At 58.6% G+C, this 22,835-nt stretch carries 21 protein-coding genes and 1 riboswitch; of the genes, 13 read left to right on the top strand and 8 right to left on the bottom strand.

The genetic code is table 11. The features are described from left to right. Positions 1-35: 35 nt before the first annotated feature. On the bottom strand, positions 36-1,094 hold the full coding sequence (locus PR018_RS20775) for a HoxN/HupN/NixA family nickel/cobalt transporter (RefSeq protein ID WP_142831179.1): 1,059 nt from the start codon (positions 1,092-1,094) through the stop codon (positions 36-38). 84 nt (positions 1,095-1,178) lie between these two features. After that, a riboswitch (cobalamin riboswitch) is annotated at positions 1,179-1,382 on the bottom strand. Between the two features lie 444 nt (positions 1,383-1,826). Here PR018_RS20775 and PR018_RS20770 point away from each other — a divergent pair. The 9 genes from PR018_RS20770 (at position 1,827) to PR018_RS20730 (ending at position 10,088) form a co-directional block, all read left to right on the top strand. Next, positions 1,827-2,318, top strand: a complete 492-nt coding sequence (locus PR018_RS20770) for a hypothetical protein (protein WP_205470423.1) — start codon at positions 1,827-1,829, stop codon at positions 2,316-2,318. 414 nt (positions 2,319-2,732) lie between these two features. Next, positions 2,733-2,936 carry a cold-shock protein gene (locus tag PR018_RS20765; protein ID WP_142831178.1) on the top strand — a complete coding sequence of 68 codons (204 nt, stop codon included), beginning with the start codon at positions 2,733-2,735 and terminating at the stop codon, positions 2,934-2,936. Between the two features lie 120 nt (positions 2,937-3,056). Continuing rightward, positions 3,057-4,070 (top strand): 3-oxoacyl-ACP synthase III family protein, encoded by a 1,014-nt coding sequence (locus PR018_RS20760; RefSeq protein ID WP_142831177.1) that lies wholly within the window; start codon positions 3,057-3,059, stop codon positions 4,068-4,070. A gap of 3 nt (positions 4,071-4,073) precedes the next feature. Further along, positions 4,074-5,063 (top strand): NAD-dependent epimerase/dehydratase family protein, encoded by a 990-nt coding sequence (locus PR018_RS20755; RefSeq protein ID WP_142831176.1) that lies wholly within the window; start codon positions 4,074-4,076, stop codon positions 5,061-5,063. Continuing rightward, positions 5,060-5,905, top strand: coding sequence for an MBL fold metallo-hydrolase (locus tag PR018_RS20750; RefSeq protein WP_161990980.1), 846 nt, complete (start codon positions 5,060-5,062; stop codon positions 5,903-5,905). The genes PR018_RS20755 and PR018_RS20750 overlap by 4 nt, the downstream gene beginning before the upstream one ends. Continuing rightward, entirely contained in the window at positions 5,902-7,179 is a 1,278-nt protein-coding gene (locus PR018_RS20745) for a CoF synthetase (RefSeq protein WP_142831174.1), read from the top strand. The genes PR018_RS20750 and PR018_RS20745 overlap by 4 nt, the downstream gene beginning before the upstream one ends. Positions 7,180-7,227: 48 nt before the next feature. Next, positions 7,228-8,304 carry a DUF3419 family protein gene (locus PR018_RS20740; protein WP_142831173.1) on the top strand — a complete coding sequence of 359 codons (1,077 nt, stop codon included), beginning with the start codon at positions 7,228-7,230 and terminating at the stop codon, positions 8,302-8,304. Beyond that, the gene (locus PR018_RS20735) at positions 8,297-9,394 is read left to right on the top strand and encodes a hypothetical protein (RefSeq protein ID WP_142831172.1); all 1,098 of its coding nucleotides are present in this window, start codon (positions 8,297-8,299) and stop codon (positions 9,392-9,394) included. Before PR018_RS20740 ends, PR018_RS20735 begins: the two co-directional genes overlap by 8 nt. 217 nt (positions 9,395-9,611) lie before the next feature. Then, a complete protein-coding gene (locus tag PR018_RS20730; protein ID WP_142831171.1) occupies positions 9,612-10,088 on the top strand; it encodes a VOC family protein in 477 nt (158 codons plus the stop codon). A 594-nt stretch (positions 10,089-10,682) separates the two neighbouring features. Here the strand turns inward: PR018_RS20730 and ampC are convergent. The 7 genes from ampC to PR018_RS20695 all read right to left on the bottom strand — a co-directional run bounded on the left by ampC (position 10,683) and on the right by PR018_RS20695 (position 18,259). Next, positions 10,683-11,828: a class C beta-lactamase gene (gene ampC / locus PR018_RS20725; RefSeq protein WP_142831169.1), complete on the bottom strand. Its 1,146-nt coding sequence runs from the start codon at positions 11,826-11,828 to the stop codon at positions 10,683-10,685. A 384-nt stretch (positions 11,829-12,212) separates the two neighbouring features. Then, positions 12,213-12,866, bottom strand: a complete 654-nt coding sequence (locus tag PR018_RS20720; protein WP_142831168.1) for a flavin reductase family protein — start codon at positions 12,864-12,866, stop codon at positions 12,213-12,215. Beyond that, a complete protein-coding gene (locus PR018_RS20715; protein ID WP_142831167.1) occupies positions 12,867-14,288 on the bottom strand; it encodes a M24 family metallopeptidase in 1,422 nt (473 codons plus the stop codon). A gap of 38 nt (positions 14,289-14,326) precedes the next feature. Beyond that, on the bottom strand, positions 14,327-15,148 hold the full coding sequence (locus PR018_RS20710) for an ABC transporter permease (RefSeq protein ID WP_142831166.1): 822 nt from the start codon (positions 15,146-15,148) through the stop codon (positions 14,327-14,329). Continuing rightward, a complete protein-coding gene (locus PR018_RS20705) occupies positions 15,141-15,968 on the bottom strand; it encodes an ABC transporter permease (protein WP_142831165.1) in 828 nt (275 codons plus the stop codon). The genes PR018_RS20710 and PR018_RS20705 overlap by 8 nt, the downstream gene beginning before the upstream one ends. Positions 15,969-15,977: 9 nt before the next feature. Next, complete coding sequence (locus PR018_RS20700; protein WP_142831164.1) at positions 15,978-17,018, bottom strand: extracellular solute-binding protein; 1,041 nt, start codon at positions 17,016-17,018, stop codon at positions 15,978-15,980. A gap of 26 nt (positions 17,019-17,044) precedes the next feature. Continuing rightward, positions 17,045-18,259 (bottom strand): ABC transporter ATP-binding protein, encoded by a 1,215-nt coding sequence (locus PR018_RS20695; protein WP_142831163.1) that lies wholly within the window; start codon positions 18,257-18,259, stop codon positions 17,045-17,047. Positions 18,260-18,776: 517 nt separating this feature from the next. On the opposite strand from PR018_RS20695, the gene PR018_RS20690 reads away from it, so the two are divergent. From PR018_RS20690 to PR018_RS20675, 4 genes are all read left to right on the top strand, one after another. After that, positions 18,777-19,697 carry an ABC transporter substrate-binding protein gene (locus PR018_RS20690; protein WP_142831162.1) on the top strand — a complete coding sequence of 307 codons (921 nt, stop codon included), beginning with the start codon at positions 18,777-18,779 and terminating at the stop codon, positions 19,695-19,697. Positions 19,698-19,701: 4 nt separating this feature from the next. After that, positions 19,702-20,565, top strand: coding sequence for an amino acid ABC transporter permease (locus PR018_RS20685; protein ID WP_142831161.1), 864 nt, complete (start codon positions 19,702-19,704; stop codon positions 20,563-20,565). Positions 20,566-20,655: 90 nt separating this feature from the next. Then, positions 20,656-21,786 (top strand): sugar phosphate isomerase/epimerase family protein, encoded by a 1,131-nt coding sequence (locus PR018_RS20680; RefSeq protein WP_142831160.1) that lies wholly within the window; start codon positions 20,656-20,658, stop codon positions 21,784-21,786. Positions 21,787-21,958: 172 nt separating this feature from the next. Continuing rightward, positions 21,959-22,705 (top strand): GntR family transcriptional regulator, encoded by a 747-nt coding sequence (locus PR018_RS20675; protein WP_142831159.1) that lies wholly within the window; start codon positions 21,959-21,961, stop codon positions 22,703-22,705. The last annotated feature ends 130 nt before the right edge of the window (positions 22,706-22,835 follow it).

Raw genomic sequence — 22,835 nt, 5'->3', positions numbered from 1 at the left:
CGTCGCGATGGCCCCTTGAAACCTTTGCGATAGCGTCAGACCGGACTTTTGATTTTGACGTCGTCCAGGCCTTTAACTTTGTAGATCACGAAGGAGAGGATCCAGGCGAGAAGGAAGACGCCGATGATCACGAACCCGAGATTGTTGAAGTTATCGTTCAATCCGCCGACGATGTCCCAGAGGCCACCTTCCAACCCCAACTTGTCACTGATCAATCCGAGGGCCTCGATACCGCCGATGAGCACGGCTACGACGATCGAAACCAGTGTGATCGTCATGTTGTAGTAAAGTTTTCGCATCGGCTTGACGAAGGCCCAATCATAGGCGCCGAGCATCATCACGCCGTCAGTTGTGTCGATCAAGGACATACCGGCAGCAAACAGCACCGGGAAGACCATGATCGCCTCGACCGGAACGCCTCTGGCCACTTGTGTCGCTGACACGCCAAACATAGCGACCTCGGTCGCCGTATCGAAGCCAAGGCCGAATAGAAAACCAAGGGGAAACATATGCCAACTCTTGGTGACCAGTTTGAACATCGGGCGCAATACGCGCGCGAGAAAGCCTCGATTGTTGAGGAGAAGGTCAAGATCCTCCTCGACATAGGTGCCCCCTGCCCGCACGCGGCGGTAGCTCTGATAGATCGCCACGAAGATCACGATGTTCATCGTAGCGATGATCAGCAAAAACAATGCCGAAATGCTCGTGCTGATCGTGCCGCCAATACCCTCGAGGCTCTGGAACCCACCAAGCAGCGAGGATGCCGCCACCACAGCTCCAGCAACCAGCACGACCACCGTCGAATGCCCGATTGCGAAAAAGAAGCCGACGGAAACCGGCCGCTGTTTCATTTGCATGAGCTTTCGGGTGACATTGTCAATGGCGGCTATATGGTCGGCATCAACGGCATGGCGAAGGCCGAGCCCGTAGATTACGAGTGCCACGCCGAGTAGCGCAGGCTCGTCCCAGAAGGCGACAAGCGCCCATAGCCAGGCTCCAAAATTTAGAACGGCAAGAATCGTATAGATCGTCACGAGACGTGCCTTGAGTTCAGGGGTGCTCTCGTCGAAAAGTCTGGTGATATTGGTCAACATGGGAAGTCCTTTGTGTGACGTCTGCTGTCATGGCAAAGGTGACGGAAATCCGCCGCGTCGAGACACCCCGCCCCACGCTTATGCCAATGACATCCGATGATGGCAGGTCTCCTGACTTGCGGGTCGTTGCCGCATCCGCCTTCCCAGTCCCCCATGTGGACCAGTGGCATCTTGGATGAAGCTCGTCGCTTACAGTTGCGGGGACAGTCCCGGTTTTGGCCCCTGATGGGTAATCCGCACCGTGTTCCCTTTTGATCCCATACGGGAACCATCGCGGAGACTATTACGAATGCGAGGTGGCCACGTCAATCAGTGCAGCATGCTGCCGGCCGAAATTCGGACGAGCTTGATGACTTGGCATTTCTGCTGCCATCCAGTAAAGGCGTCTTCACCGATTCAGAGCGTGCACTATCGCCCACAAAGCGTCTGCGCCGGATTAGTGTTCCACCGACAAGGTAGCCAGATGAAGCTCATCCGCAGCATCATTATTATGATTTTCGTGGCAGTCATCTGGGCTGGGGCATTAGCCGCGGCCGGTTTGTGGATTGCTCGCCTCATAACATAGACAGCACGCAGGCGTTAGGGCCGTGGTAGCGTTTCCACCCGTCTGACGTTAGTCATAAATGGGAGGCGTCCGCTCCGGCCCATTCTCATTCGGCGCATTCGCCTCTATCTTGCTCGCGCACGCGCTTACGCGGCGATTGCTCTCAAAGCTGCTTCGAGGGGACTAGGATGGAAGCGACAGGCGTTCTGGCTGCCGGGGAAACAACAGCCGCCATGGCCTATATCAAGGGTCGAAGGGGCGTATCACCACGCCAGATGAAATTGATCCTGCTAGTCTGTATGTTGGCGATCGGCATCCCTGTGGGAGGATGGGTGTCGGGGTCATGGTTCGCAGCCACGATTTCAATCGAGTTCGCTTTCGTTGGCGTTTGGGTGGGATTGCTGGCAATCCAAAGACTGGCCGGCTCTTCAATGCGGAAAGCTCTTGCGAAGCGAGGTCAAGCATATGAGCAGCCGCTTTCGCTTCGCTTAACTCCTGAGGCGCTAGTCTATGATCTGGGCGACCTGACGATGACCGCCAATTGGCGTTGCGTCACGGATCTCTTTCAAACCCGCAATACTGGGTGTTTCTGGTTCAAAGCAGCGCTATGGTCCTTCCTCGGCGCTTTTTTACAACCGCCGAAGCCGAACACAATTTTATTGCCGAGGCCATGTCACTGATGACGGACGCGGCGCGTGCGAGAAGCCTGGATGCGGCAAGGCTGATCGGCGGTCAGCGTTGATGCCAAAATTTTGACTTTTGCATCAGGAACGACTGGGGTTGGGCGGGAGCTGCCGAAAGCGGCTCCTTGGAAACCCGCGTTTTCATGTTCTCGCGGCTGCGCTCGACGGCACTAACGATGGCTGCGTGGTTTAAAGACTCAAATGTGCCATCGGTCCGACCTTCGCCTAACACTTGCTGATTCCGTCGCCGTGAGCGGACTCGAACTAACGACCAGTAGTTTCTGATATGATGTCCCCGCCCTCGGGAGAATGATTGAATCTTGTTCAGTTCGAGCTATTGCCAGCCAGAGCTCTTGCTGTTTACTACTGCTGCGCAATCAGAAGACGTCGCATACTGAAAATGAGGACTTGATGGCAACCGGTACTGTAAAATTCTTTGCCCAAGATAAGGGCTTCGGCTTCATCACCCCTGACAATGGTGGTCCGGACGTATTTGTCCACATTTCAGCCGTTGGATTTGGCGGTGCTTTGCAGGATGGCCAGAAAGTTAGCTACGACGTCGGCCAAGATCGCAAGACTGGCAAGTCTAAGGCAGAAAACGTAACTGTCCTGTAATTGCCTTTCCGGCATCGAATATGCGCGACGCGACCGAAGTGATCGACGTCATTCCGGTCGCGTCGCGTGCCTTTCGATCTTACGCCCCGAACAGAGACGATCGACAGGTACAGGAACGCAATGCACCGGGTAGCTGAAGAACGACGCCTCTCCGGCATGACCATCGTGGGAACCGGCAGATCCGTCCCCCGTCGCGCCGTTGCATCATCGGATCTCGATAACCTGCATGGCTTCCCCGGCGGTTATCTGCAGTCCGTGACCGGTGTGCATACGCGCTATGTCTGTGATGACGAGAACCAGATCGATCTCGCCTGTGATGCCGCACGCAAGGCGCTCGATGCGGCTGGCCTGCGACCGCAGGATCTCGACATGATCATCAGTGCTTCGGCGGTCGCCTATCAGCCAATTCCGGGCATGGCGCCGGCCATCCAGAGGGCGCTGGGCATCGCGGACGGCGCCTGTTTTTCCACTGACATCAACAGCACATGCCTGAGTTTTCCGGTGGCGCTGCATTTTGCATCGAGTCTGCTGCAAACCGGCAATCACCGCACTATCCTGATAGTTTCGTCGGAAATCGCCTCGCGCGCCCTGCCTTGGAAAGCCCAGCCCGCCGTCGCCGGTCTTTTCGGGGATGGCGCAGGTGCCGCCATTATCCGCGCGGATGATCGCTCCGGCATTCTGGCCTCCCGTTTCACCACCCTGTCATCCGGTTACGACGCCTGCCAGATCGGTGCCGGCGGCACCCGCTTCGATTTCCACCGCGAGCCGGAAGAGTTTACCGCCCACAGCACCTTCTCGATGGATGGCAAGGAACTGTTTCGCCTCACTGCCCGCGATTTCGCGGCTTTTGTCAGTGCGCTTCTTGCTGCGGCCAATACCCGGCATAACGAGATCGCGCGCGTCATCGCCCATCAAGCCAGCCCGGGCGCCCTCGCCCACATGACGCGGATCTGCAATTTCGCCCCCGGACAGGTGATCGATATTTCCGCGCAGTTCGGCAACCAGATCGCCGCCTCCATTCCCTTTGTCCTCGATTATGGCGTCGAACACCAGCTGATTCACAGGGGAGACCGGATCATGATCCTTGGCACATCCGCCGGCGTCTCCTTTGGCGGGCTAGTCGTGGATTTATGATCGATGGCCCGTTATCTGGTGACCGGAGCGACAGGTTTTCTCGGTGGCGAGCTGGTTCGCCGGCTGCGTGAGGAAGGGTGCGACATCATCGCCACGGGTCGTGATGAAGGAAAGCTGAGCGCGCTGCCCATATCCGACAAAAACAGACTGGCGCTGGACCTGAGCATGCTCGAACCGGCGGATTTGCGCTGGCAGCTCGATGGCGTGACGCATATCGTTCATTGTGCGGCGCTGTCATCACCCTGGGGGCTCAGGGCGGATTTCGAACGGGCGAATATCGTCGCGACGGACAAGGTCATTGCGCTCGCCGGGATGTTACAAGTGCAACACCTCATCCATATCTCTACGCCGGCTGTCTATTTCCGCTTTCAGGACCAGCTGAATATCGCCGAAGATGCCACCTTGCCCAAGCCGGTCAGCGACTATGCGCGCACCAAGGCGATTGCCGACGGGCGCGTGTTGACCAGCGGCCTGCCCCATACGATTATCCGACCACGCGGCATCTATGGAGTCAGGGATACCGCCTTGCTGCCAAGGCTGATCCGGGCGGCAAGAACGGGTACCCTGCCACGGTTTCGCGGCGGCAGGGCCGTGACCGACATCACTCATGTCGCGGATGTCGTCGAGGCCATTCTGAGCGTGATCCGGCAACCAGCGCAGGCGATCGGGCGGGTGTTCAACATATCGGGCGGCGAAGCCTTGCCGATTCGACAGATCGTCGACCAAGCGACGACGGCGGTTGGAATCACCCCGCGCTGGCGCGATCTTCCGGTCATGCCGGTGCTGGCGGCGGTGCGGGTCGCTGAACTTGCAGCCCGGCTTCACCCGGCGAGGCCCGAGCCGCTCGTCACCGCCTATGGTCTTGGCATATTCGCGTATTCCCAGACGCTCGATCTCTCCAATGCCCGCCGGCATCTGCAATGGCGCCCAAGAATTTCTTTTGCGGAAGGCCTGTTGCGTACGTTCGACACCGGTCGGCGGGGTGCGGAATGATGGTGACAGAACCGCGCTTTTTCAGCTCTTCAATTCTTCCCGTCCGCGAATGGCTTCTGCTCAGACGCGGCAGTTTCAATAAACTGCCGCTGCGCGTGCGTGTCGGGTATTTTCACCATCCGCACCTGGGCCACTCGCTGATCGACACCGGTTATTGCAATGTCGACACGTTGCGAAAACTGAAACAGGGGCCGCTATTGGCCGCCTATCGGCTGCTCATGCGGCCAACCACGTTACGTGACGATCCGCTGAGTGCCGGACTGAGCCTGCTTGATCTGTGCAAGCAGGACATACAAACAGTCATTCTCACCCATTTTCATGCCGACCACATCGGCGGCCTGAGAGACCTGCCGGATGTGCAGATTCTATGCTCGCGAAAAGCCTGGGAGACCTTTCGCAACAAAAGCGCCACGAAAAACGCGATGACCGGCGTCTTCGGTGGGCTTTTGCCCGACGGCATAGAAAAACGGCTGCGCTTTTTCGAGGATTTTCGCACTGCTCCGGCGCCGAACAGGCTCGAACCGGGTCGGGATATCGCTGCAGACGGTTCCGTTCTTGTCATCGATCTGCCCGGTCATCTCGATGGCCACGTGGGCCTTTGTTTTCCGGACCTGCCAACGCCTCTACTCTATGCCACGGATACCCAATGGCTGATCAGGGCGATCACCGAGGACAGGCTGCCGGGCTTTCCGGCCAGTCTCGTCTGCCACGATCGCCGGGCCATGTTGTCGAGCGTCGCAAAGGTCAGATCCTTTTTCGAACAGGGCGGCGAGATCATGCTTTGCCATGATCCGGTGGCGCACCGGCTCGACCTGGATATCGGTCTGGAGCGAGCCTCTTGAGCCTTCTGACTGCCCTTAAATCCTATCTACGCATCCGCACCCTGCCTTACCGGATGCCTGACCGCGCCCATCTGCTGGCATGGCAGTCGGCAAAACTCTCCGCATGGCTGCAAAACGACGTTCCGAAGGTCGCGGCGTTCAGCGCAAGGGCCGGCCGCAAAACCGTGATCGACGATCTGTCAATCATGGACAAATCCAAGCTGATGGCCGATTTCTCCCGTTTCAACGTTCCGGCCATCACCAATGCGCAGGGGTGGCGCGCATTTGAAGGGGAAAAACGCATCGGCGACTATATCGTCGGCGCCAGTACCGGCACGAGCGGCAATCGCGGTCTGTTCGTCATCTCGCAGGCCGAACGGTTTGCATGGTTGGGCGCCATGCTGGCAAAGGCGCTGCCGGATTTCTGGCGGCACAGGGATCGCGTCGCGGTGCTGCTGCCGATCGACACGCCGCTTTACGACAGCGCCAACCGGACCAGAAACCTGACGCTGCAATTCTTTAACCTGAGCACCCCGCTTGAGGAATTTTCCGCCGCGTTGTCGGCCTTCGATCCGACCATCGTGATCGCGCCGCCGCGCATCCTGTCCCGGCTCGCCGGGATGCCTGGCCGCCTGTCGCCGAGGCGGGTATTTTCCGCTGCCGAAAAGCTGGAAGCTGCCGACCGCTTGATCATCGAAGCCGGGTTCGGTCTGCGCCTTGGCGAAATCTATATGGCGACCGAGGGCCTGCTGGGCGTGACCTGCGCCCATGGTCGCCTGCATCTGGCAGAAGACTGCATGCATTTTGCCTTCGAGGAGGCGGGCAACGGGCTGGTGAGGCCGATCCTTTCCGATTTCAGCCGCAGCACGCAGATCATGGCACGCTACCGGTTGAACGACCTGTTGCGTCTGGATGACAGGACTTGCCCCTGCGGCTCTCCCCTTCAGGTGGTGCGGGAAATCGTCGGCCGCGAGGACGACGTGTTTCTGCTTTCGTCGCCGAATGGCGGCATTGTCGAACTGACGCCGGATATTCTGCGCAACGTCATTGTCGACACCGATCGCGGCATCATGGACTTCGCCCTTGTTCAGACCGACGCGGCGGCGCTGGAATTGCAACTGCCTGCCGATTGCCCTGCGCCGGTCCGCCGTGCCGTGCGGGCGAACCTGACGGCGGTTCTGGAAAGCCATGGCGTTTCGCCGGATTGTCACGTGGAGAGCGTGGATCTGGCCATACATTCGAAAGGCAAGCTCAGGCGCATAAGACGCGCATGGCAGTCGACCGGCGGACAATGAACGCCGGCTGTTTCAACTCAGAACGACAGATGTCGATACAGCGGGGCTATGGTGGGTTTCTTCGAGAATTTAAACTTTTCGTCGGCGAACGAGGATGGCGAAAGCGAGCTTGCGGCGCTTGCGGGAGCCAAACGGATCGTCTGCCTGACCGGCTCCGGAACCCGACCGCTGGACATGCTTCTGTCGGATGCCAACGAGGTTATCGCACTCGATGTAAACCCGACGCAGAACGCGCTTCTGGCGCTGAAAATTGCGGCCATGGACATGTTGGATCGCGATGCGTTTCTGGCCTTTATCGGCATTGCCGAAAGCCGGTCCCGCGCCGAGGTCTACCAGCGCATTCGCCCGCGCCTGTCGCCGACGGTGCAGGATCACTGGGACAAGCATCTTGGCATGATCGAGGCCGGCGTCTGGCATGCCGGCAAATGGGAAAAGCTGCTGCTCTGGAACGCGCGGTTTCTGAAACTCTTCCGCGGCAGGCATATCAATGCTCTGCTGGCAGCGCCCGACATTCAGGTGCAGGCGCGGATCTGGGAGGATAAATTCGCCCATAGCGCGCTCAGAACAGCCATCGAAATGATCGGCCGCGACTGGGTCTGGCGTTGGGTGATGCGTGAGCCGGCCGGCGAGTTCCTGCCCAAACCGCAGGAAGTCGGCAAACGGCTGGATGACGATTTCGAAGCGGCGGCGCGAACTTTCCTGTTTCGCGACAGCGATTTCGCCATGCTGGTGTTTCGCGGAAGGCATGATGCGCAGGGCGCGCTACCCTTCCATCTGCAGCGGCAGAACTATGATCTGGTCAAGAGCCGGTTGGAGCGGCTGCGCATCGTTGAAGGCGGCATCACCGACCTGCCACGGCTTGAACTGGGCGAGATCGAAGGATTTTCGCTCTCCGATTTCGGCTCCTATTGCGGCCAAGAGTTTTATGCCGCCTGCTGGAAGGGCATTGTGGCTGTCGCTGCTGCCGACGCGAAATTCTGCGAGCGCATCTTCATGAACGATATGATCGTGCCCCTTGATACCGTCGAGGTGGATGAGGCGCTGTCAGAAAAACTGTCGACTTCGGACAAGGCGATCATCTACCGCGTCCGCGCCGGGGTTATCCGTCAGGCAGCCCATGGCTGACCGATACCGGCACCGGATCGTCGAGGACTTTACCCATGCTTTCATACGCGATGGTTCCTCGACCTATATCCGCAACCTGCAGACGGAGGTGGGCGTGCAGCGATGGGGTGACCACCTACTGCCGATCACCATCAACCACGGTGAAAAGGCTGCGACCTTCGTCTGTTCGCCATGGGTCGGTTATGTCGATTACACGCGTGAAGAGCTTTCCCGCTTTCCGAACCGGGCATTGGTGCCCGCCCTGCATGCCGTCGTCAGCGGCGTCGCGGGGATCTTGCGTTTGGCCGATCTCGACCGCATCGTCCACATCAACAACTGGATGATGTCGACCAATCTTCTGGCCGCCATCGATGCCGGTCTGGTGGCAGAGCAGACCGAGGAATTCACGGCGCGTTTTCCCTGTCATATCTTGGCGATGCGCTCCCTCAACTGGCGGCAAAACAGCAGGCTGATGGTCGCGCTGCAGGCCGCCGGCTGGGTGCTTTTGCCGAGCAGGCAGCTGTTTCTGGTGGATGATATCGCCAGCCAGATGACAAGGCGCCGTGACCTGAAAAGGGACGAGGCTCTCTGGCGCAATACGCCCTATCGCTACGAAGAATTGCAGACGATCAGCCGGCCGGATGCCCAACGCATCGCAGCGCTTTACGCCATGCTTTATCTCGACAAATATTCCCGGCTGAACCCGATCTACACACCCGATTTCGTCATCATGACACATGCGATCGGCATGATCCGCTACATGGTGCTGCGGGATGCGGATGGCGTGATCCAGAGTTTTGGCGGCATACACCATTTCGCAGATTACGCCACCATGCCGCTGATGGGCTACAATACCGGCATCGACCAACGTGAGGGCCTTTATCGGCTGGGTTTCCACGCCGGAAGCCGGTTTGCTGCCGACAACAATCTCGCATTCAACATGTCCTCGGGTGCTTCCAGCTTCAAGCTTGCCCGCGGCGCAACCGCCGAGATGGAATTTTCGGCGTTCCACGTTCGCCATCTCCCAGCGAAGCGCCGCGTGCCGATTGATCTTTTGCAAGTTGTCGCACGCAGGATCGGCATGCCGATCTTACAGCGATACAAATTGTAGTACCGACCACAGTCGTGAGCATCTGGCAAAAAAACTGCTTGTATGCCATGCGGCCGATTGAGGAGCATGTAAATTACTCCCGCTCTCGACCGTAAGGTCTTGAGGGGAATCGAACCCGAGCTATGAAATGGCTAAAGGGATTGCAAGTGCTGTGACTTGTCAGGCGAATGGCTTACTGTAGCGTGACGCAGCTGTTCGATATGAGAGGATTAAAAAAGTGGCCGAAGATGCGGGCGTGATAGCTGTGGACCACACGGGGTTCTCGGTCGCCTCGTTGGAGGAGGCGATCCAGTTCTGGACTGAGGCGATGGGTTTCGACCTTGCTCGGCGAGGAGAGATGGGTGGAGAGTTCCTACGGGAGGCCACGGGGGTTGACGACCCCCGTTGCCGAATGGCGCTGGTGACGGCTCCAAATGGCTACCCTATCGAGCTTCTCGAGTATTCGACAGGTCGTACGCTGGGCCAGACACCTCGTAGCGCGGGTGCAATCGGCGCCGCGCACATCGCCTTCACGGTTACGGATATCCGCACGGCCATCGCGAGGGTTGAGACGGCGGGGTGGGCAGTGAAGGGTTCGCCGCAGCCGATACCAGCCGGCCCCCGATGCGGAACAATGGTCGCGTACATCTCCGGCCCGGATGGCATCACTATAGAGCTGATGCAGCCGCCTGTTGAACATTCCCGCGTCGTGTAACGCCCCTTCGGTCCGGGAAAGCTGAACCTAGTGAGGGTTTTCCGTTCCATTGCTACTAGCTCTCTACGCCTACTGGGTTTTTCGCGGCAAGATCGATCCTGACGAAGCATACCACGAATGGTGCCCTCGCGTTCAAAGCGACTATTATGGTTCGTCGGCATCTGGCTGGCGAGCTTGCACTTTCTCAGTGTTCCCTCACTCGCGATCAGATTAATGATCTCGGGAGAAGGCGTTATACACGCCTTGAACCAGTCCGAACCACCGACCCGTCAATTCTGAGCACCGAGAACAAGGCTAGCGAGTTGGTAGTTTCATACGCAGCTCAGCAGGGCGTCGCTTTAATTACCGGTTCGCGGGTGTCGGAAGTTCTGCCAACACGACCGCTTGCAGTAAAATCTATAAAGCGGCGGACCGCAGCAACGACCCGCTCGTCGACCAGAATGGCAGCTGACCCATTTTTCGCTTCTTTCTATGTGATACATGACATCGCGATCCGATGACGCGAACCCAGACCAGGTAAGCTGCACAATTTGCGCGCACTCACATTGCTTGCTTCCCTTAAACGCATATCGCCCCGCCCGCCCATCGCTTGCGCTAATTCGTGAGCAATGCCTGAATTAGAGAATACGTTGCCTTCACGCGAGCTTCGTTCGGGTAATTTTTGTTTGCGAGGACGACAACACCTATCCCTTCGCCCGGCAACATAGCGATGTAGCCGCCAAACCCGTTCGTTGAGCCGGTCTTGTTCAGGATCACATTCCTCTGGGGAGGAAGCGCTGGACTGATACCTTCAACCGGCTGCGGCTTCATAATAAAATCGGAGCCATTGCCGGACGTCATGGCCTGCAGATCGGCGGGCCATGGGTATTGCTCCCAGATCATATCTTGGGTGAAAAAGGCAGTTTTGTAATGGCCCTCCTGGGTTCGCTTGATGGCTTTGCGGAGGTCTTCGGGGGCATTACCCTGTCCCAACTCCACGTCAAGAACTGTGAGCATATCCCGGACACTCGACTTCACGCCGTAAGCCTCGGAGTCCAAGACTCCAGGGTTTACCCGGATTGGTGCATTGGTCTTTCGGTCATAGCCGAAAGCGTACAGGTTCAAGTCACTCTTCGGGACGTCTATCCACGTATGATGTAACCCGAATGCGGGGAATAACATGTCTTGTAAGGACAGCTTGTAATTGGAGCCCATAGCTTTGCCGGATATATAGCCGAGCATCCCAATGCTGATGTTAGAATAGCTTCGTGCTCCCGGTTGTGGCGGATGCCAACCCTTCAGCCAATTCACCAACCCATCGACATCCGGTAGATTGTCCGGCACCTGCAATGGCAGACCGCCCGAATGGTGTGTTGCCAAATCCATGAGTGTAAGCTTGTCACCAATTGAACATGCGTCGTCACAGAGATGGTGTGCCGCCGTGTCACTGAGGCTGAGCTTCCCGCGTTCTTCAGCCAGTGCTGCAAGCGTCACATTGAAAATTTTGCTCATCGAGCCAAGTTCGAATAGCGTATCTGGCGTAGCGGGATGGTTGTCGGCACGCGAAGCCAACCCGACCGCATAAAACTCATGTTTCTCGTTCCGGGTAACTCCGACCACAAGTCCCGGAATGTCGTATTGCTTTACCAACGGTTCGAACGCAGCTTGCGCCACTTTAGCAAACCCGTCGGCCTTCGCAATCGAGCCGACTGAGGCGAGTAGAGCGATAGAGAACACAACCAAGTACGAACATTTATTCATTCTATGCTCCACATCAACATCCCGAGTGGGACTCGCGGGGATCTCTCATCCTTAAGGCAAAGGTGTGACGATGTCCGATGCTGTCGCACTTCTACCCTCTCTGCTGCATCAATCGTCTTTGAAAAGACCAACGCAGATGGTCTAGGTGCGAGGCAGACAGCGCTCTGACGTCCTTTATCGCTTTTTTGGGCACGATAAATCGAACGCTCTCAAGCACGTTCAGCCAGGATGATCGCGTATGGGTGGAGACGGGGCTAAAGTATGTCGATGATCAAGCTCTGGTGCGTGGGTTGGATACCCCATTCCAGATCATGCAGACTTTAGGCTTGGGCAGGCTTTCACTACGACCGGTGGCATTTCCAATCGCGCAATGTGGCCTGTCCTTTAAAGCCTCTTGAGCGCGTTCCATTCCTCCTTGGTCTGTGTTTTAACGTCGAACTGATCACGCGTCCGGGCGTAAGTGTGCCCACCCATCCTTCCCACGGCATCCATCAGCTGCTGATCGATGTGAAGATTTGACGGATTAACGGCGTCGCTGCGGATATGAACTCCAAGCACCTCGCCAAGGATGATCTCGCGGGCGGGGCCGACCTGCAACGTCGTATGCCGACGGCATTCCAGTGCTGCAGGGGCTGCTAGGATGCGCGGGCTTCGGACCATTTGCCCCGGTGCCGTGGCCAATTCTGCTTCCGACATCTCGTCGACCTCTGGTCCGAACTTGATGGCACAAACCTCCATCTGGGCGACCAAGGCGTCGTCGACGATATGAACGGTGAATTCCCCGGTCTCGCGAATATTACGCGCCGTGTCCTTGAAACTCATGTCGGAATAGTTCTCGACGCCGATGGCGACGATCGCAGGATCGTGGGTCAGCACATTGAAGAAGCTGAACGGTCCGGCATTGGGCCGACCGTCTTTGCTCAATGTCGTGACCAACGCGATCGGGCGCGGAATGACCGTCCCGATCAGGAGCTTGTATCGTTCCCGCTCGGTGAGTTTTGCGAAGTCGAAATGCGTGTGTTCCATGGGTCTGCTCATTCAAGCCTCGGCGGCAATGCGGTGCGTTTCAAGTGGGGTGTGGCGGCTGAGGTTCTCAAAACCGTCTTTGGTGACGGCATACATGTCGCCGATATTGCAGCCTGCCGACAGGGGTTCGAGCCACTGGGTGTGGAGCACGAAGACCATGCCCTCCTCGAGACGATCGTAGTTATGCGAAGAGATGTTGAAGCTGTTCTGGCCGCCGGCCATGCCGACGGAGTGACCGAGGTTCGGATTGTGCGGGCCTTCGGTTGCTGGATAGACATGCATGAGCTTGCGGCCCTGTGCCTCCCAGTCGAGATCCTTGACGTACTGGCTCGGGATCAGACGCGCACCACCGTCGGGCATCGGCGACCAGTTGTAAGGCATCGTGCGCGCTTCTGGAGACGTCAGCATGCCACGCTCGATCATCGGCTCGAAGGCGGCGTTATTGATGTCGCGCATCAGCGCACCGGGCCTGATCAGCTTTTCGGCGCGCTTGACTCCCTCGGTGCAGGCGGAGAGAACGTCCTCCTGCTTCTGCGTGGTGTTACCGACGGCGATCATGCGGGCGGTCTGGGCGGTATAGCCGCGGTAGGTGACGTTTGAGATATAGAGATTGATCAGATCGCCGGGACGGACGATATGGCCATAGGGCTTGCCGCAATGGGTACCGAACTCGTTGATGCCGATCTGGTAGCCGTCGCCCGTCTCGCCGCCGAGGGCAAGCTGGGCATAGCTGAAGGCGGCGTAGATTTCATGATCGGTGACACCGGGTCTGGCGACATGATAGGCGGCCTGGGTGCCGATGCTGATCAGTTGCGCGGCGGCGCGGAACATCTCGATCTCACGCGGCGACCTGACCTTCTGCATGCGGTCGAGGACGCCGTTGTCGGCGACGAACTTGCATCTGGGAAGCTGTTCGTCGAGCGCTGCCCAAAATGTCATTGACGTCCGATCGCCGATTCTGCCGATCTGCCCCTTGGCACATCCGACCCTCGCCAGCACCTCGGCGCATTTTTCCGCCGTCTTGATGACGGAGTCGCCGGGGCGATCGGCATATTCACGACCAATCGGGCCGATCTGCCAGATTTCGTCAACGAGGACCGGTTCCCCGCCGGGCGGCAAGAGGACGGACTGCGTGAAGAAGGACAGGAGCACCATGGCCTTGTCCGCATCCGTCGGAATGATCAGCACGCCCTCGCGCATCCAGTCGCAGATATAGCGGAGATAGGCATTCGAGGTGTGGAACCAGCCGACGCTGCCTGTATGGACGATGATGGCATCATGGCCTGCCTCGACGGCTTGGCGCCGGATACGGCGGAGGCGCTCCTCGAACTCCTCGACGGGAAGCGGCATCGGGCCCGAGAATTCGAAGTCCGGCTCGAACTCCGCCATCAGCGATCCGATCCGGTTGCCTGCAGTTTTGGGGCGCATGGTCATGGTGTGTTACCTGTCAGTTCGAGTTCGATATGTGTGAGCTAGGCTTGCCGCTGTGGGACGAGGACGCGTCTGGCGACGAGCAGCCCCACCAGCGTCACGGCGATCAAAATCCCGGAGATCGCAGCGACGCGGACGTCGAGGGATTCCTCGATCAACGCGAACATCCTGAGCGGCAGGAGCGTGGTCCGGGCGTCGGCAAGGAAGAGCGAGACGGAGACGTTGTCGAGCGACTGGATGAAGACGAGGAGCGCACCCGCCAAGATACCCGGCATCAAAAGCGGCAGCGTCACCCGCCGCAAGGTTGTGAACCAGTTCGCGCCCATGACCGTCGATGCCTCGGCAAGAGAGGGATTGATCCCTTGGGCAACGACGGAGGCTGCACGATACATCAGCGGCCCGAAGACCACGACATGGCCTGCGATCGTCAGCCAAAGCGACGGCCGGAAACCAATGAAGTTGGCAACGATCAGTGCCGCCAATCCATAGACAAGGCTGGGCAGGACAAGCGGTGCCAGAAGAAGTGGCTCGATCGTGCTGACGGTCCCTCGCTTCATTCGCGTCATGCCGATGGCGGCGGGAACGGCGAACAGCAGCGAGCCGAGGACTGCGAGGCCAGCGATCTTCAGCGAGTTCCAGGCAGCAAGTTGTTCGGTCGCCGAGCGGACGGGATCGAGCAGCGCCTGGTACCAGCGGAACGAAAACCCTTGTGGGGGATATTTCAAAGTTTGGCCTGACGTAAAGGACATCATCAGGGCAATGACGATTGGCGCGATCAGATAGCTGACGCAGAGACCGCCAAAACCATAGACGAAGACGCTGTAGAGAAGTGCCGGGATGGGATTTTCTCGACGATCAAGCATGGCCGACCAACCTCCTGTGACGGGAAATCATGGTGAGAGCGACAAGCAGGCAGCCCGTCGACAGCAGCAGCACGACGGCAATCGCCGAGGCCAACGGCCAGTCGAACAGCGTGCCAACCTCGCGGTAGATCAATTGCGGCACGTAGACGTTCCGCGCGCCGCCAATCACCGCCTGGGTCACGAAGGAACTGCTGGTGCTCGCAAAGACCAGGATCCAGCCAGCCAGCAATCCGGGGAGCATCAGCGGTAGGAGTACGGTTGCCAGGATGCGCCATGGCCCAGCGCCGGACACCTGTGCCGCCTCGGTAAGCTGTTGAGGCGTCCGTGACAAAATGGCGATCAAGGGCAGGATGATCAACGGCAGGTCGATCTGACACATCGCCATGACCAGACCGGTCTCGGTAAACAGGAGGCTGGTCGGCATGCCGGTGATGCCAAGGGAAACGAGTGTCTCGCTGATCGGACCCTGGCGTCCAAGAATGACGATCCAGGCGAAGGTCCGCACCACGTTGCTGGTCAGCATCGGGATGAGAGTGAGGAAAATCAGGACCTGCCGCAGGTTCCGGCCACCGTGCCAATAGAGTAAGGCGATCGGAATCCCGAGCAGCGTCGTGCCGATAACCGTCTCGACGCCAAGCCGCGCGGTGTTGACGAGGACCCGGAAATTGAAGGAATCGCCGAAGAAGCGGGCATAGTGTTCAAGACTAGCACCGCCGGGACTGACGAAGCTGAAGCCGACAAGGACGGCGAGCGGCGTTGCAAAAAACACCACCGAAAGCAGAAGCATCGGTACGACGTATGGGAAGCCGCTCGCCTTCATGATGTCACCTCAACCGGCAACGAGTGCGTCGAACTGGCGAATCCAGTCCGAGCGGTTCTTGTTGATGGCGACCCAATCGGGATAGACCATGGTGGGGAGCTGTTCGCGGGTAACATAGGCCGCAATGCTCGGGGTCAGCTCGACATCGCGGTTGGTCGGGAACATCTCCCTCGGCGGCTCCTTGAGCAGGTCCTGGGCGGCTTTCGAGATGGCAGCATCCATGTAGGCATAGGCTGCCTCGAGGTTCTGCGAGCCCTTGACCAGGTGGATGTTGACGGGGGCTGCGGGCGAGCCCGTTTCCGGATGGACGAACTCGGCGTTCAGACCAAGGCTCTTCAAGTGCGCCACATTGTTGGTGCTGCACATGAAGACGGCGATCTCGCCCTGCTGGAAGAGCGTCATCTGGTGGTTGGTGCTATCGACGACGCCCTGGCGCTGTTCCGGGCTATCCTTGAACAGCTTGAAGACGGCATCCATGTCGTTTGGGCCAGTGCCAAATATCTTGGCAATCTCGGTATAGGCCATGACGGCAGTGTTCGACGCAAACCCCGTCCAGGAAACCTTGCCCTTGTAGGCCGGGTTCTCGAAGAGATCGCGATAGCCCTTCGGCTTCGGAACGAGGTCAGGATTGTAGGCGATGCCGTTGACCTCGATGGTCACGGTCGGGCCGTATTCGCCCTGGAAGGACTTGTCGAGCTTGTCCCAGTTCTTGAGCTTGGTCGGATCAATCTTCTGGATCAGGTCATTGTCGACGGCCACTGCCATTTGGCCCGGCGACATCAGCAGCGTGTCGTAGGGAGGGTTGCCGGGACTTGCCATGACCTTGGCAAGCTGGTCCTGTGCCATGGCCGGCGCAACAGTCAGGTCATAGCCGCCGCTCTGCAGCATCGGAGTGAGAACGGTGCGGTAGGCGTCTTCCCAGCTTCCGGGAAAGGTTGCCGCAACGGCCGTACCGCCGGCTGCCTGCGCGAAACGCGGAAGCATGGCTGATGCGGCGGCACCTGCAGCCAGGAAGCCGAATGCACGACGGGTCATTTGAACGTTCTTCATCATGGTCACCTCTGTTGACGTAGTCTTCACTGGACGTTTTCGGATTGGGCGGGAAAGACATGGCACCGGGATGCATCGATCTTGGCAAAGAGCTGCGCGCCCCGTTCGGGGATGCTGGTGGATGGGCTTCTGACCTCGGAGGCCCGCAGGTTTGTGCCGTCCTCAAGCAAAAGGTCATGAACAAGGGTCGGACCCAGGGGCACCGAGACGGTCATGCGGGCGGGCAGTGAGTTTTCGGTCGAGTGTGGGGACAGGCGCACCTCTTCGGGCCGGAAGGCAACCGTCACCGGGGAACCGACGGTGAACTTAAGGCGGCGTGGAAGGCGCAACGTCCTGTCCTCAGCCAGGCTGATCACCGTGCGCTGGTCCCCGAGTTCCTTGACCGTTCCCTGCAGCAGGTTTGCCTGGCCGATGAAGGTGTTGACGAACAGGGTCTTCGGCTGATCGTAGACGGCCATGGGCGTATCGATCTGCTCGACATTGCCCTTGTTCATCAGCACCAGGCGGCTTGCCAGACTTTGCGCCTCTTCCTGATCGTGCGTGACGATCAGCGTGGTGATCCCCAGGGTCTTCTGCAAATGCAGCAGTTCCACCTGCAAGTCGAAGCGCAGGGCGCGATCGAGAGCCCCGAACGGTTCGTCGAGCAGGAGGAGCGACGGCCGCCCTGCAATGGCGCGGGCGACGGCGACGCGCTGCTGCTGGCCGCCGGAGAGCTCCCGTGGCAGGCGATTGCCGAAGCCGCCGAGCCGCACAAGCGACAGCATTTCTTCGACGCGAGCCTTTCGTTCCGCACGCGGTACCTGCTGGCAGGCCAGCGGATAGGCGATGTTTTCAGCAACCGTCAGATGCGGGAACAGGGCATAGTTCTGAAAGACCATGCCGATGCCGCGGGATCGGGCCGAGAGATGCGCGAGATCGGTATCGCCGAGAACGATTTTGCCCGCCTTCGGCAGGATCAGGCCGGCAATCGCCCGCAGGACGGTCGACTTGCCACAGCCGCTCGGGCCGAGGAGTGCGACGATCTCGCCTGCCTCGATATCGAAAGAGACATCACTGACTGCATTTTGGCCGCCGTAGCTGTGCGTCAATCCCTGGACGCTGAGGCGGGTCCGATCAGAAGTATGCGAGGTGTCCGACATCTGGCTTCCCTGCGGTTGCGCGGCAGCAACATGTGGCTCGGTGCTTTCCGATGGGAGGCGGAAGGAAAGCTTGGAGGGCAATGTTGCAACGAGGTTGTTCATGAGAACCATGCTGCAAGGGCTGTGCCAGTTTCGAGGTAGCGGGTGTATGAAAATCACAAGCCACTGTTATTGAGACACATTACACGATTTATAGATGTTCGAAACTTTATAATTATATAAATGCACGAATTTTTGCGAAGTGTTATTTCGCTCAAACTTTCAGCAGAGTCGCGCAATTTTAAAGCGATAGAAGCGAGGTATTAGGCTCCTCAAACCCGCGATTCTGGCCTTTTGGAGCAGACTGGCGTGTGTATCAGCTGTCAAAAACATCAAATTTGACCTATGTGAGCCTAAAAAGCGAGAGAATGTGAACATCAAAAACCTTCAAGGCAGATACTGACCATAATTTATGCGAATATCTATGCGAAACTATATAAGAAAGATTTCCATAAATCCGATGATTTAGATATAACCGTTACATATCAAACTCCTAATCCCTCGCCCCCTATGACTGGCACGACGATTGCATCGATGATTTCAGCATGTCGCGCCAACAGGAAACTGCAAAGGGGATTCCATGAGAAGCGTACCGGGACATTTGAAGACAGGATTGACAAGGGCAGTCGCCACTCTGATTGCTACCTCCGCCTTTGCTGCACACGGTAGCGCACAGGAGATGGACGTTGCCAAACTTCCCGGAGCCACGCTCACGGTACAGCTGGCCGACATGCTGCCCGCCGCTATCAAGTCGTCTGGCACACTCAAGATCGCAACTGACCTGACGCCACCCATCAGCTTCCATGGCGAGGATGGCAAGCTTATCGGGATCGACGCCGATATCGCCGACACGCTCGGGGTCATCCTTGGAGTCAAAGTTCAGATGACCGACGTCGGCGCAGGGGCTGCCATCGTTCCCTCGATCCTGGCAAAGCGCTTCGACATGTCCATATCGGGGATCAATGACGATCCGGTGCTGGAAAAGCGGGTCGACGTTATAGACTACATGTATGATGCCACCACGATCATGACCATCAAGGGTAATCCCCTTGCCATCAAGTCCATGGCGGACCTCTGCGGCAGAAAGGTAGCCGTGCCGGTCGGCACATTCCAGGCGAAGATGGTCGAGGCAGCGTCAGTGAAATGCGCGACCCCGATCGCCATCCTGTCGATCCCCAAGATGCCCGATGTCCTCCAGGCCGTCCGCACGGGTCGCGCCGATGCCACGGTCAACGGCTACGCCACCAGCGTCTACACCACCGAACACCAGACCGGAAACGGCAAGGGCCTGCAGGCGCTTCCCGATATACGCCTTGCGACCGGTTACCTCGGCATGCTGGTCGCCAAGGATAGTGGAGGCTTGCGCGATGCGGTCGTTGGCGCGCTGGAGCAGATGCGCGTCTCCGGTGCTTACGGAGCGATCATGAAGAAATGGGGTCTTAAAGCGCTGGCCGTTCCGACCGTGAAGGTGAACGATGCAACCAGCATGCCTGCGGATTGAGCCGATGGCCCTGTTTCGCGCAACACCCACAACGCTCTATCTTGCTCCGCCCCCAACACGGTCGATCCAGTGGGGCCAGGTGGCAACAGGAACGGCTGCAATCCTGGTGCTGGCCGTCCTCGCCTTTATCGTCGCCCAGAGCCAGAGCGTGCAGTGGTCCGAGGTTCCCCAATACCTGTTCGATCCGTCCGTTCTGAGCGGGGTCGTGCTGACGCTCGAACTCACCGTCGCCGCCATGACCTTCGGGATCGTGTTCGGATGCCTTCTGGCCCTGATGGCGACAAGCCAGAATTTCGTTCTTAAGGCGATCACGGCGGCCTTCGTCTGGTGGTTTCGCGGCGTGCCGCTGATCGTCCAGATATTCTTCTGGTTCAATATCGCCCTGTTCATCCCGCAGATCGGCATCGGAACGCATGTCATCTCGATCAACGATCTCGTCACGCCATCGCTAGCAGGTTTCCTGGCCCTCGGTCTGCATGAGGCCGCGAACATGTCGGAAATCATCCGCGGTGGTCTCGTCTCCGTCGATCGGGGCCAGCGCGACGCCGCGGCCGCCCTCGGTCTGAAATCACGGCAGACCCTGTGGACAATCATCCTGCCGCAGGCGGCACGCCTGATCGTTCCCCCGACGGGAAACCAAGCGATCGGCATGCTGAAGGCCAGCGCCATCGTCTCGGTCATCGGCATGCAGGATCTTCTGACCCAGGCGCAGGCGATCTACGCCCGCAACTTCCTCGTCATCGAAATGCTGTTCGTCGCCTCGATCTGGTACCTCGCGATCACAAGCGTAGCCTCCATCGGCCAGCATTTTCTCGAGCAAAGCCTTCTGCCGAAGGATCGTACCTCGGCCAGAAAACCCCGAACCTAGCGATCGCGAGCATCGCCGGCCATCGGAAATCACCAGCTGCACAAGATCATCAAGGATCGCCATTGAAGCGCATCCGACCAGGAGACTGCCATGAAACTGGGAATCGACGGACTGAAACTGCCGGAGGTCAAAAAACGGGGGGCCCTCGCCAGCCTTGACCACGTCAAGCAACTCGGCCTTGAGGGCATCTTCTTCAGCACGATGCTGGACATGAGCCCCGACCTCGACCTCGGCCAGCTGCGGGAAATCCGCGCCAAGGCCGATGAACTCGGCCTCTATCTTGAAGGCGGCGTCGGCAAGATCAACCCCTACTGCAGCGCCGAAGCGCCGGAATTCCGGGCAATCGGCGGCGGCGACATCATCGCCGGCTTTTCCCGCATGATCGAGGCTGGTGCAGCCATCGGCTGCTTCGAGCTTTGGGTCTCACCGGGCAACTTCAAGGCGGTCTATCCCGGCAGGCTTGCCAACGACCGCTTCCGCACCGACGTTACCTGGGAAGAGCAGCTCCTCGCCATGGAGAAGGTTCTCCGGAAACTTGCGCCCGTTGCCCGCGCAAACGGCGTCCATCTCAACATGGAGACCCACGACGAGATCACGTCCTTCGAAATCCTCCGGCTGATCGAAAACGTCGGAGCCGATGTCGTCGGCGTCGTGCTCGACACCGCCAACATGCTGCAGCGCGGCGAGCATCCGGTCTTTGCCACCAAGCGCCTCGCACCCTTCGTGCGCCAGACCCATATCAAGGACGCCTATGTGAACCGCGCGCCGGGTGGCCTGGATTTCCAGACCCGGCCCTGTGGCAACGGAATCGTCGATTTCTCGGCGATCATCCCGATCCTTGCCGATGCCAATCCTGCATTGAATCTGTCGTTGGAAGTCGCCCAGTCGACCGACGACAACCGACGCAAGGCCAACCCACGCCAGTGTATTGAGATCGATGATCCGATTTGGCGGGCGGCCCACCCGGACCTGACGGCGACCGAGCTGGAGGCCTATTTTATCATGATCGAGGCCTACGACGCTCGCGTCCGCTCTGGCGAAGTCATGGATTGGCAAGGCTACGAGAGCAGCAAGTACGGCTACCCGACCTACGAGAACCAGCCTTACGGTTTCAATGAAGCCATCGGCTTCATCCAGGCATCAGCCAGCCATATCGAGTCGATCTGCATCGACAAGGGCATTCCCCTGTCCTCGACTGTCTCGCGGCAGAAGGCCGCCTGAAACAGCTGGATTCGCTGGCGATAGTCTCGCCAGCGAATCTGGACCGAGATTACCTTGCCAGCAAAGCTGTTTACGCAAGAAGATAATTATGGAAATAATTATCGCAGGCGAATATCTGATTTGAATGATCTGCCGCTCTCATGTCGATGGGCAGGCAGGACCGGAGACCCCCATGAAGAAGTCGCGCCGCCAGAGCGCCAAATCCATTCCCGCCGGCACCAGCCCAGTGGATACAAGCGACAACAACGACGATATTTCCGAGCGTATCCGTACGACGCTGGCAAACGCCATCGGCGAAGGCGCGCTCAAGCCGGGCACGAAAATCCTGGAAGAGGCGATCGCCGAGCACTTTGGCGTCAGCCGCACGGTCGTGCGCGGGGCACTCGGCGTTCTTGAAAGCGACCATCTGCTGGAGCGAAAGAGAAACCGAGGTACCTTTGTGGCCGAGCCGAGTATCGAGCAGGCTAAAAGCCTGTTCGAGGCACGCCGCAAAATCGAGGGGATGCTGCTCGATTTCGTGGTGGAGCGGGCAACGGACGAGCAGCTCGATGCACTGCAGAGGCTGACGGATGAGGAAGAGCACATCCATCATCATGGCGATGAGAAATCCAAGACCGTGTTGTCCGGCAAGTTCCACATCGCCTTGGCGGAGATTGCCGGCAATGCCGTTCTGACCGAGATGCTGGCCAAGATCGTGGCGCGCCTTTCGCTGGTCATGGCCCTTTACGAGGAAGACCGAAAGGATGATTGCGGTGCTGACCACCACCGCATGATCGTGGCCGCCGTGAAGGCCAAGGATGCCACTAAAGCGAAAGAGCTGATGGACCACCACCTCGCCGACATCGAAGAGCGCGTCAAGCTGACGGAGGGACAGGGCGACCGGCACACGTTCCTGGCGGTGCTTGAAAACTTCTCCTGAGCTGTGTCGCCAGTCATCCTTCGGCTGAATTTGTTGTAAAGTGCCGAGGGTGGACAAAACAGTCGATTGCGCTTGAAAGGAACCGAACAGCCGGCCCCTAAGTCGACTTTGCTAAATCCTTGAGAAATAT

Source organism: Rhizobium rhododendri, assembly GCF_007000325.2.
Taxonomy (GTDB): Bacteria; Pseudomonadota; Alphaproteobacteria; order Rhizobiales; family Rhizobiaceae; genus Rhizobium; species Rhizobium rhododendri.
The sequence above is the reverse complement of the archived record's forward strand: the minus strand, read 5'-3'. Positions and strand labels throughout refer to the sequence as shown.